The following is a 10,283-nucleotide window of genomic DNA, read 5'->3' as shown; positions in this document are numbered from 1 at the left end:
GCTCCCACATGTGATCTTCAGCGTGTCCAAAATATATAAAAACAATACAGGTCCCTTGCGATGCACAATCAGATTGCCAGCTTTCGTGCGGCACTCGACGCCCGTCCGGTGTCGCGCTATCAGTGGTTGATTCTCCTGTTGCTGGCACTGTTGCTGGTCACCGACGGCTACGACGCCCAGGTCCTGGGCTACGTGGTCCCGGCGCTGGCCAAGGACTGGGGCCTGGAAAAAGCCGCGTTCGGCCCGGTGTTCAGCGCCAACCTGCTGGGGCTGACGCTGGGCTCCCTGGCCGTCACGCCGCTGGCGGATCGCTTCGGGGTGCGGCGAATCCTGCTGTGCTGTGTGTTGATCTACGCCAGCCTCACGGTGCTGATGGTGTTCGCCAACTCTCTCAATACCTTGATGGCCGCCCGCTTTATCTGCGGCATCGGCATGGGCGGTGCAATGCCCAGCGCCATGGCCCTCATGTCGGAATACTCACCACCCCGCCTGCGAACATTGATGGTGACGCTCGCCGCCTGTGGCTTCTCTTTCGGCGGTGCGGCCGGTGGTTTTGTCGCGGCCGGGTTTATCGACAGCTTCGGCTGGCAGGCGGTGTTCCTCGCCGGTGGTGTGACGCCATTGCTGTTGTTTCCGTTTCTTGCCTGGATGTTGCCCGAATCCCTGCCACGCCTGCTGCGTGATGCACCGCCGTATGCGCGCCTGCAAAAAGTCACCGCGCGAATGCTGCCAGGCTGGCAACCGCCGCCAGCGAGCGAGGCAGAAAACCGCCAGGAGCAAGGCAGCAAACTGACGGTGGTGGAGCTGTTCCGCCATGGTTATGCGCGCCCGACATTACTGCTGTGGGCGACGTTTTTTGTCAGCCTGATCCTGCTGTATTTCATGATCAGCTGGCTGCCTTCGCTGTTGCTGGAAAGCGGCCTGGGCCTGAATGAGGCCAACCTGGTGACCTCGATGTTCCTGTTCGCCGGGACCTTGGGCGCCATCGGCATGGCCTGGTTTGCCGACCGGCTCAAAAGCAAAGTGCGCCTACTGTCCGGCGTGCTGGCAGCGGCTGCGGTGTGCACCATCCTGCTGGGGCTGAATCACGACAATCCGCGCTATCTGGTGGCCTGCGTGTTTGCGGCGGGCTTCTGCATCATCGGCGGTCAACTGACCCTGAACGCGTTCGCCAGTAACTTCTACCCGGCTCACGTACGGGCGACCGGTACTGGCTGGGCGTTGGGCGTCGGGCGGTTCGGTTCGATCCTGGGGCCGTTGTTCGGCAGCCTGTTGCTGGCGATGCACATTCCGGTGCAGCAGATTTTCTTCTTCTGCGCGATTCCGGCGGTGATTGCGGCGTTGTTGATTATCCAAGTGCGCTCGCCCAAGGGCGCAGCACCACAAGGCCCTGATGCGTTATTGGCGCCGGGCGCTGATAACGCGTAATCCCCAGCCGGTGGACACGCTGCCATCACTCTGCTGAAGGTGAGCGATGGCGGCCAGGAAGCGTTCTTTCAGGCGGGCCTTGGCAGGGATTGTCAGCCGGTCGATATCGTAGGTTTCTTTCAATGACGTCCACAGTGCGGCTGGCTGAGGCTGCCAGTGGACGTCGATGTCTTCGAAGCGGATGTCAGTGAAATGATCTGCCAGCAAGGTTCGCCAGCCGTCTTCGGTGCGCGTGCGCGGGTCGCCCATTGGCAAGTGGGGCAGTTGGTCTTGCTTGGCGATTGGACGAAACGCGTCCAGAAACGCGTCGCCGACAGGGCCGAGTAGAAACGTCCTGCCGATCAGCACCGCCAACGTGCCGCCGCTGCGCAATACCCGCTGTACCTCTTGCAGTACCTGTTCAAGATCATCCATCAGCATGATTGCCATGTGCGACAGCAGCACGTCGACGCTGCCCGTGGCCATACTCAATGCCTGGGCGCGTTCCTTGAGCAGCGTTACATCAGATGGGAGACGCAAGCGGGCGGCGTCCAGCTCCGCCTGGCTCATGTCGACACCGGTCAGTTGCAAGCCGGGTTGCTGACGGGCAGCCAGCAATTTGAGCAGATAACCATCGCCGCAGGCCAGGTCCAGCACGTTCATCGGGCTTTGTGCGGTGGGCACGTGCGCAGTCAAGGCAGCATAGGATGAGCTGTATTTCACCGCCGGCAGTTCGGCGAATGCCGCGCTGGTGGTGCCGGGCTGGCGCTGGTGAAAATCTTCGAGGTAACGTTCGGCGGGGGAGCGCAGGGGCATGACAACCTCATCCATGGGGCGGTACAGCTTACGCCAAGCGGGTCAATGCACCACAGAGTTCGGCGGCAAATGGCCCAGCCGTTCGGTCAGGCGTAGACGCTGGATCGGGTCTTCGCTGAGCATCAACGCGTGTTCCAGGTCAAAACGCTCGGCGTTCGGGCAATCCAGGCGCTGATACAAACTGGCCCGGGCCAGGTAATCGGCGGCGCTGGCATTGCCCAGCTCCAGCACGCGTTCGGCGTCCACCAGAGCGGCCAGGTGGTCGTCGTTGGACAGGTGCAACTGGCGCAGATTACGCGACAGCCGTTGCAGGATCGATCGCGGCTCGGCGGTGTGCAGGTGGTCGGCCTGCAACTTGAGATTGGGCCCGTACTGGCGGGTCAGCAGGTCGCGGCAATCGTTGGGGTACAGGCGTCGGCCGCCGCAGGGGTCGAGCAGGTGATCGGCGCCCGGCACGCGCAACAGGAAGTGCCCCGGGAAGTTGACGCCGACCAAGGGGATGTCCAGGCGCCGCGCCAGCTCCAGGGCAATCAGCCCCAATGCCAGTGGCTGGCCGCGTTTACGCTTCAACACCTTGTCCAGCAGCGCGGCGGCGGGGCGCAGCGGGGTGTGGTCATCCTGGGCGAACCCCAGGTCGTTCATGCGCCGCAACAACGGTTGTCCGAGTTCATCCGCCGGCAGCATTGGCATGCTGAGGCTGACCAACTGCTGCAGTACCTTGAAGTCCTGCAGGATGGCCAAGGGGTCCACCGCCGGGTCGTGCTCGGCCGCCATCCACAGCGCGGCTTCAAACAGCGCGGGCGGTGACCGTTCCAGGCAGGCAAAAAAGGCGTCGCGGGGCTTCATTGGGTTCTCCGGCGGATGTCTCGTTTTAGCCTTGCTGTGAACTTTCGTCCAGTGCCTTAAGACAGGTCCTACCTGTTTATGTCGCAAACCCTTTAAAACCGGTGGTCTTATTCCTGCGCGCTTCAGCAGGGTTTCGCTGGCGGTCCTATACTTGGCGCCTACCAGAAGTGATTCGGGAGCTTGACGATGTTTGCGCTCATGCACAGCACCCGCCTTGAATCGCTGCACCTGAGCGTTGACCCGGCCACCGGGTTGAAGGCGGTCATTGCCATCCACAACAGCCGCCTCGGTCCCGCCCTTGGAGGCTGCCGCTACCTCTCTTACCCCGACGATGAAAGTGCCGTGGCGGATGCCGCGCGCCTGGCTCAGGGCATGAGCTACAAGGCCGCGTTGGCCGGTTTGCCGGTGGGTGGCGGCAACGCGGTGATCATCCGCCCCGCCCATGTGGAAAGCCGCGCGGCATTGTTTGAAGCCTTCGGCCGCTGCATCGAGCAGTTGGATGGCCGCTACATCACCGCCATCGACAGCGGCACCTCGGTGGCCGACATGGATTGCATCGCCCAGCAGACCCGCTATGTCACCAGCACCACGGCGGCCGGCGATCCCTCGCCCCACGCGGCGATGGGCGTGTTCGCCGGCATCCGCACCACCGCGATGGCTCGCCTGGGCAGCGATAACCTGGAAGGTCTGCGCGTGGCGATCCAGGGCCTGGGCAACGTCGGTTATGCCCTGGCCGAGCAACTGCACGCCGCCGGGGCTGAATTGCTGGTGAGCGACATCGACCACGGCAAGGTGCAACTGGCGATGGAGCAACTGGGTGCGCACCCGATTGCCAACGAAGCCTTGCTCAGCACCCCATGCGATATCCTTGCGCCCTGCGGTGTGGGCGCGGTGTTCAACCGCTACACGGTCGCGCAGTTGCGATGCGCAGCGGTGGCCGGCTCCGCCAGTGCGCAACTGACCAACCTGCAAGTGGCCGATCAGTTGGAAGGGCGTGGGATTCTTTACGCGCCGGACTACGTGATCAACTCCGGTGGGCTGATCTACGTGGCCCTCAAGCACGGCGGCGCGGAGCTGGAAACCATCACCGCGCACCTGTCGAACATCGGCACACGCCTGACCGAAATCTTCGCCCATGCCCAGGCTGAAAAGCGCTCACCCGCGCGGGTAGCGGATGAGCTGGCGGAGCGCTTGCTGTACCGCTGAGGCGGGTCAAAGCTGATATTTCTCCCGGGCCAGTTGGCCCACGCCCATACGATCAAGGATGTGCATCGGGCACAGAATCGTGACCCGCACGGTTCCCGGCAGGCGGCTGATTTCAATTGAGCCGTTGATGGTCGCGCGGTTGCGCACTTCGTCGAGCGGCAGCCCGGTCACGGCGGCGGCGCGTTCCAGTCCATTGTCTGTCGCGACGTTGAGATTGGTCCCACTGCCGATGAAGGTGATGGGCGCGTTCTCCTCGATCTCCACCTGGCCCCAGCGCTCCCCCAGTGCCTTCACCCGCAGGCGTTGCTCCGCGGTCATCGGGCGCGCCATGGGCGGCAGGTCATCGAGGTTTTGCAGCAGGATCGGCCCGTCCAGGCTCAGGCCCTTGATCACCTGCACCGTCAGTTCGGTTTCCCCCGACACATCGGTGGCATGCCCGGCAATTTCGCCATTGCCCTGTTGAGCATGCATATCGCCCATGTATACCCCGGCGCCGGGGACCTTCACCGGGCAGATCAGGATGCAGCCTTCGCGCACGGAATTGGTGTCCATGTGGCCATCGGTTTTCGCGGCGTGCAGTTCATCGTGGGTCATGCTGTAGCGATGGGGCGCGCCCACCAGGTACTGGCCGAAGTCGCCGCAGTTGTGGGAATCCGGCAGATCCCGTGAAGGCGTGGTGCCGATGTTGCCCAGGAATGGGCGCATATGCGCGGCCAGGCCCGGGATATCGGCGCGGGCCAGGGACAGGATCGAGTGCTGGGCAGACAGTTCGGGCAGCGCCGACATGTCCGATGCCTTGCCGGCCAGGCGATCCGCCACGGCCTGATTGACCGTCAGGCTCACCTGATGCTCGGCATCCAGAACGATCACGTAACCATTGCTGAAACGAAACGCACTGACCTCGGCGCCACAGGCATCGCAACGAATGGCGTCATCGCCAATGCCTTCGACGTGGCTGGCGGGATGCTCTTGCCCGCAGTTGGAGCAGAACTTCGCGACGAACGGGTCGCCGTGGTAACGCCCTTCGACAAAACTCATGACCCCCGAGGACGTGGCCAGGGAGGTGACGCGCATGCGCTTGATCTTCAGCGCCACCGCGTCGCCGATGTCGGCGCCGGCGATGAACACGGGCTGGGTCACTTCATGGCCACCCTCAAAGGCCGGCGTGATCATCGGGCCCCAGCAACCGGGCGGGGTGCCGGTGATCAAGGTGCCACCGTCGGCCAGCGGGCCGAGCATTTTCTGGCTGGGGCCGAGCAGCCCATTGGTGTAGGAGGTGACGGTGAGACGGTCGACAGAAGGGAGGTTATTCATTTTATTTTCCGGGCCCTGGGTGATTGAATGTTGAACAGGCTTCATCACTTAAGCGCCGATGTGTATCTGTCGTGTGTCGCGCTGCCGCGATTGCCGGTACGTGTGTATCTCAGGGGCATCCATACACACTCTGATACACCCGCAGTGGCGGACACGTGCAAATACAGATATCTCTGTTGCAGGCTTACTTTTTCAAACCCATCAGAACGAGGTTGGCATGTCCAAACAAACAGCAGGGCGCTCCAGCGGGCGCATGATTACCTTCAAACGCCCGGATGGCGCTGACGTCAACGGCTACCTGGCCAGCCCGGCGGTACTCGAAGGCGCGCCGGCGATCGTGGTGATCCAGGAATGGTGGGGCGTAAACGATCAGATCAAGGGCGTGGCCAATCGACTGGCCGAATGCGGTTACCGCGTGTTGGTGCCGGACCTTTATCGCGGCGCGTCGACCGTGGAAGAGGAAGAGGCTCACCACCTGATGGATGGGCTGGATTTTGGTGACGCGGTTTCCCAGGACATCAAGGGCGCCGTGCAGTACTTGCAGGCAGATTCGAAAAAAGTTGGTGTGACCGGTTACTGCATGGGCGGGGCGTTGACGTTGCTGGCGTTGAACGCGATTCCGGAAGTCGCTGCGGGCGTGGTGTGGTACGGCTTCCCGCCGCTGGAGTATCTGGATGCTTCGAAGATCAAGGCGCCGCTGATCGGGCATTGGGGCACGCAGGATGCCTTCTTCAATATCGACACCGTGGCGGAGCTGGAGTCAAAACTGCATGCTGCGGGTGTGGACGCGACTTTCCATCGCTACCTGGCGCGCCATGCGTTTGCCAACGAGACGGCGATTGGTGATGGTCGGATTGCAGACACGCAATACGATGCCGCCTGGTCGCAACTGGCGTGGGACCGCACGTTGACGTTCTTCGGCAAGACCTTGTGGCAGGCATGACACATGTGAAAGGCATCAACGCATAACCTGTGGCGAGGGAGCTTGCTCCCGCTGGAGTGCGCAGCGCTCCCAAGCTTTTGGGTCTGCTGCGCAGCCCAGCGGGAGCAAGCTCCCTCGCCACAGCAAGCTCCCTCTGCCACAGCAAGCGCCCTTGCTCAAAGCAAGCCCCCTCCGCCACAGCAAGCCCTTTCGCCACTACTGGCAATGCATCACTCAGCCGCTGGCTGCCCAATCTCCGCCAATGCACTCGCATTGTTTTTGAACGCCGCCGCAAACGCCGCGCGGTTCTTGGCCATGAAAATACCGGCATCTTCAGCCTGCTTCTCGCTCAAGCCTTCGACGTTTTTCAACAGCACTTCCATCAGGGACTCTGCCAGCTCAAGCATCTGGTCGTGTGCGTCGGCAAGTTTGCGATCCACGAATGTAGTCTCCAGGTCACGGGTACTGCGATACAGGGTTTCAACAGCCATTTTTCGGCCTCGTCATCGGTGCAGTATTGAAGGGAGTTGCCCTTGGTTCGAGTGTCGCCAAGCGTTTTTGCGACCACTGTATTTATATACAGCTAAAAGCATAAGCCAATCCATGGGCTTTGGGTAGTGGCTTTTCAATGTAGCTGGCAAATGCTGGTTTGCCCTATCGGAAACCTCTCACAGGTTGGTGGGGTTGCAGGAGCGTCATTCAGTGGCTTACCTTCTCCGGGCTTCGCTTATGCGGTACACGAGTTTGGCGGCTCGAATTTAAGGAGCAAACATCTTGTAAATCCAAGGAATGCACCATGGTAAAAATGACTGCCTGTTTTTCTGAATCGCCTATAAAGCCGCCTACCGCGCTTTTCGCTGTGACCCCAAATACTGACACTGAAACATTACTCGCCAACGCCAGCGAAACCTTGAACAGTGCCCGTGAAATGGCCAGTAGCCTGGCTTTTGAGCTTGAAGGACCACAGCGAAGTTTGCTTCTGGCGATCCATCAACTGCTGGAAATGAGTGGTTTGTTGGTTGATCAGGCGTTGGACCAAGTCGCCCCGACCTGACCTGAATCACCCGGTCACCTGGATCGTTCCCACGCTCTGCGTGGGAATGCATACCGTGACGCTCCGCGTCACCTCTATCCGAAACCCTGGGGCATGGGACGCGGAGCGTCCGGGGCGGCATTCCCACGCAGAGCGTGGGAACGATCATCAAGCAGCAAGATAAGTGCCTCATATCACCCCGCCACCATCTCACTTCCTGTTCCCTGGCCTTTTTTCTGCATGCAGAGAAACCGTCACGTCCAACCCGCATTATCCGGTCGAGCCGACCTAAGGAAGCATCATCGTGAAAATCAACTGGGCTGAAAACCTGCGCAAGACCGTGCACCAACTGGCCGAGTCCTTGGGAAATCTGTTCGTCGAGACGTTCCACTACCTGGCGTTGTTCGCCATTGGTGCGGTGACCGCCTATGCCGCGGTGATGGAATTTCTGGGGATGCTGGAGACGGGGCACATCAAGATCGATGACATCTTGCTGCTGTTCATCTACCTGGAACTGGGGGCGATGGTCGGGATTTATTTCAAGACCAACCACATGCCGGTGCGTTTCCTGATCTACGTAGCGATCACGGCGCTGACCCGTCTGCTGATTTCCAACGTGTCCCACCACAACCCGCCCGACATCGGCATCATCTACCTGTGCGGTGGGATTCTGCTGCTGGCGTTCGCGATTCTGGTGGTGCGGTATGCGTCGTCGGCATTTCCGTCGGTGAAGGTCGAAGGCCCGCGCCGCAAGGGCGAAGCGAGCCTTGAAACAGAGAAGGGCGAGCTCTAGAACCCTGCGGTGAGCGGCGGCCTGCTGACCGGCGGCCGCTGCAGTACCTGGTGGCTGTCCCCATCGGTCATCACCGCCAATATCTCCATCGCGCTGTGCCCCTGCTCGATCGCAATCCCGAATTGCACACTCTGCACCAGCCGTTTCAGGCGCTGGGGGTCGTTGCGTTGTTCGGCGCTGATCATGCGTTTGGCCACGACGCCGTCTTCATCGGACAGGGTCAGCATGATGCTGCCGTCCAGCCGCTGGATGCTTAAATTGACCCGGTATTTCGGGGCGAAGGTGTCGGTGATGATCTGAAAAGGGTTGTCCATGGTGCGTTACCGCCTGATAAGAACATGCAGTCATTGACGACCGGTGTCGGGATTAGTTCGCGTTTCCTGACCACCGGCCATTCGCTCGCTGAGGTTTTCACAAGGTCCGTTTTCCTCAAGTGCTGTACAGCAAGGGGCGTGCCGTACAGCAATCTGCCTGCCATCAAATTTCCCCTGTAGGAGCGGGCTTGCTCGCGAATGCGGTGTGTCAGCCAATGATTGCTCAGCTGAACGACCGCTTTCGCGAGCAAGCCCGCTCCCACAGTGGGTCGGTGGTGTTTTTGAGTTCGGTGATCCGTTTCAGGGCATGACCGAAAAAACGATCGCAGACAGCGCAATCAAACCGATCAACACCACAAACACGTTGGACGCCTGGCCCGAGTACTGGCGCAGGGATGGCACGCGGCGGATGGCGTACATCGGCATCAGGAACAGCAGGCAGGCGATGATCGGCCCGCCCATGGTTTCGATCATGCCGAGGATGCTCGGGTTGAAGGTGGCCACGGCCCAGCAGGTGAGCACCATGAACAGCGCGGTGCAGCGCTCCAGCCACTTGGCCGACATGCTGCGGTTGCGCCCGCGCAGGGATTTGACGATCAGGCCCTGGAAGCCTTCGCTGGCGCCGATGTAGTGGCCCAGGAAGGATTTGGTGATCGCCACCAGCGCGATCAACGGTGCGGCGTAGGCGATGACCGGGGTCTGGAAGTGGTTCGCCAGGTACGACAGGATCGAGATGTTCTGCGCCTTGGCGGCGGCGAGGTCAGCCGGCGACAGGGCCAGCACGCAGCTGAAGCAGAAGAACATCACCGTCAGCACCATCATGCTGTGGGCCATGGCCAGGATGCCGCTGCTTTTGCGTTCGGCTTGCGGGCCGTACACACGTTTCTGGTCGACGGCGAAGGCGGAGATGATCGGCGAGTGGTTGAAGGAAAACACCATCACCGGGATCGCCAGCCACAGGGTCTTGAAGAAGGCCGGCACGGGCATGCCTTCGCTGGCGGAGGCGAAGAACGCACCGTTCCAGTTGGGGATCAGGCTCACCGCCAATAGCAGCAGAGCGGCGACGAAGGGGTACACCAGCACGCTCATGGCCTTGACGATCACGCCCTGGCCGCAGCGCACGATGGCCATCAGGCCGAGGATCAGCACCAGCGACAGGATTGCCCGGGGCGGTGCAGCCAGGTGCAGTTGGTGTTCCATAAAGCTGGTCAGGGTGTTGGTCAGCGCCACGCTGTACACCAGCAAAATCGGGAAGATCGCGAAGAAGTACAGCAGGGTGATCAGCTTGCCGGCGCCGATGCCGAAGTGTTCTTCCACCACTTCGGTGATGTCGCCGGATTTGCCCGACAACACAAAGCGCGTCAGCCCACGGTGGGCGAAGAAGGTCATCGGAAAGGCCAGCAGCGCCAGCACGATCAACGGCCAGAAGCCGCCCACGCCAGCGTTGATCGGCAGGAACAAGGTGCCGGCACCGATGGCGGTGCCGTAGAGGCCGAGCATCCAGGTGGTGTCGTGTTTGTTCCAGCCTTGTGTAACGGTGGTCGGCGTCAGGTCTACAGCGGGATTTTCGGCAGCAGGTGTACGTACATCGGTCATCGTTATTGCCTCGTTATTATTTTTGCGCGGGCTCAC

Annotated in this window: 11 protein-coding genes; 5 read left to right on the top strand and 6 right to left on the bottom strand. The window is 61.2% G+C overall.

Features of this window, described 5'->3' with window-relative positions:
* Positions 1-60 precede the first annotated feature (60 nt).
* Positions 61-1,428, top strand: coding sequence for an aromatic acid/H+ symport family MFS transporter (locus HX807_RS27100; protein WP_134325766.1), 1,368 nt, complete (start codon positions 61-63; stop codon positions 1,426-1,428).
* Here the strand turns inward: HX807_RS27100 and HX807_RS27095 are convergent.
* Together HX807_RS27095 and HX807_RS27090 are read right to left on the bottom strand one after the other, a co-directional pair.
* The gene (locus HX807_RS27095) at positions 1,399-2,223 is read right to left on the bottom strand and encodes a class I SAM-dependent methyltransferase (protein ID WP_008438574.1); all 825 of its coding nucleotides are present in this window, start codon (positions 2,221-2,223) and stop codon (positions 1,399-1,401) included. The genes HX807_RS27100 and HX807_RS27095 overlap by 30 nt on opposite strands.
* 42 nt (positions 2,224-2,265) lie before the next feature.
* On the bottom strand, positions 2,266-3,069 hold the full coding sequence (locus HX807_RS27090) for a SirB1 family protein (RefSeq protein ID WP_003212796.1): 804 nt from the start codon (positions 3,067-3,069) through the stop codon (positions 2,266-2,268).
* Between the two features lie 186 nt (positions 3,070-3,255).
* Between HX807_RS27090 and HX807_RS27085 the strand changes: the two genes are divergently transcribed.
* Positions 3,256-4,275, top strand: a complete 1,020-nt coding sequence (locus tag HX807_RS27085; protein WP_010176963.1) for a Glu/Leu/Phe/Val dehydrogenase dimerization domain-containing protein — start codon at positions 3,256-3,258, stop codon at positions 4,273-4,275.
* A gap of 6 nt (positions 4,276-4,281) precedes the next feature.
* On the opposite strand, the gene HX807_RS27080 is transcribed toward HX807_RS27085, so the two are convergent.
* Entirely contained in the window at positions 4,282-5,589 is a 1,308-nt protein-coding gene (locus HX807_RS27080; RefSeq protein WP_102368149.1) for an acetamidase/formamidase family protein, read from the bottom strand.
* Between the two features lie 217 nt (positions 5,590-5,806).
* Here HX807_RS27080 and HX807_RS27075 point away from each other — a divergent pair, with 217 nt between their 5' ends.
* Positions 5,807-6,532 carry a dienelactone hydrolase family protein gene (locus HX807_RS27075; RefSeq protein ID WP_087695180.1) on the top strand — a complete coding sequence of 242 codons (726 nt, stop codon included), beginning with the start codon at positions 5,807-5,809 and terminating at the stop codon, positions 6,530-6,532.
* A 209-nt stretch (positions 6,533-6,741) separates the two neighbouring features.
* On the opposite strand, the gene HX807_RS27070 is transcribed toward HX807_RS27075, so the two are convergent.
* The gene (locus HX807_RS27070; RefSeq protein ID WP_003212789.1) at positions 6,742-7,002 is read right to left on the bottom strand and encodes a YebG family protein; all 261 of its coding nucleotides are present in this window, start codon (positions 7,000-7,002) and stop codon (positions 6,742-6,744) included.
* 305 nt (positions 7,003-7,307) lie between these two features.
* Between HX807_RS27070 and HX807_RS27065 the strand changes: the two genes are divergently transcribed.
* Positions 7,308-7,565 carry a DUF6124 family protein gene (locus HX807_RS27065; RefSeq protein ID WP_008438570.1) on the top strand — a complete coding sequence of 86 codons (258 nt, stop codon included), beginning with the start codon at positions 7,308-7,310 and terminating at the stop codon, positions 7,563-7,565.
* A gap of 283 nt (positions 7,566-7,848) precedes the next feature.
* On the top strand, positions 7,849-8,337 hold the full coding sequence (locus HX807_RS27060; RefSeq protein WP_003212783.1) for a phosphate-starvation-inducible protein PsiE: 489 nt from the start codon (positions 7,849-7,851) through the stop codon (positions 8,335-8,337).
* Here HX807_RS27060 and HX807_RS27055 read toward each other — a convergent pair.
* Together HX807_RS27055 and HX807_RS27050 are read right to left on the bottom strand one after the other, a co-directional pair.
* Entirely contained in the window at positions 8,334-8,651 is a 318-nt protein-coding gene (locus HX807_RS27055; protein WP_177051634.1) for a DUF3509 domain-containing protein, read from the bottom strand. The genes HX807_RS27060 and HX807_RS27055 overlap by 4 nt on opposite strands.
* A 300-nt stretch (positions 8,652-8,951) precedes the next feature.
* Positions 8,952-10,247 (bottom strand): serine/threonine transporter, encoded by a 1,296-nt coding sequence (locus HX807_RS27050; RefSeq protein ID WP_102605175.1) that lies wholly within the window; start codon positions 10,245-10,247, stop codon positions 8,952-8,954.
* Positions 10,248-10,283: the final 36 nt, after the last annotated feature.

This window comes from Pseudomonas sp. D8002 (genome assembly GCF_013385695.1).
In the GTDB taxonomy this organism is placed as follows: Bacteria; Pseudomonadota; Gammaproteobacteria; order Pseudomonadales; family Pseudomonadaceae; genus Aquipseudomonas.
Note: the sequence above shows the minus strand (reverse complement) of the source record. Positions and strands in the feature narration are given on the sequence as shown.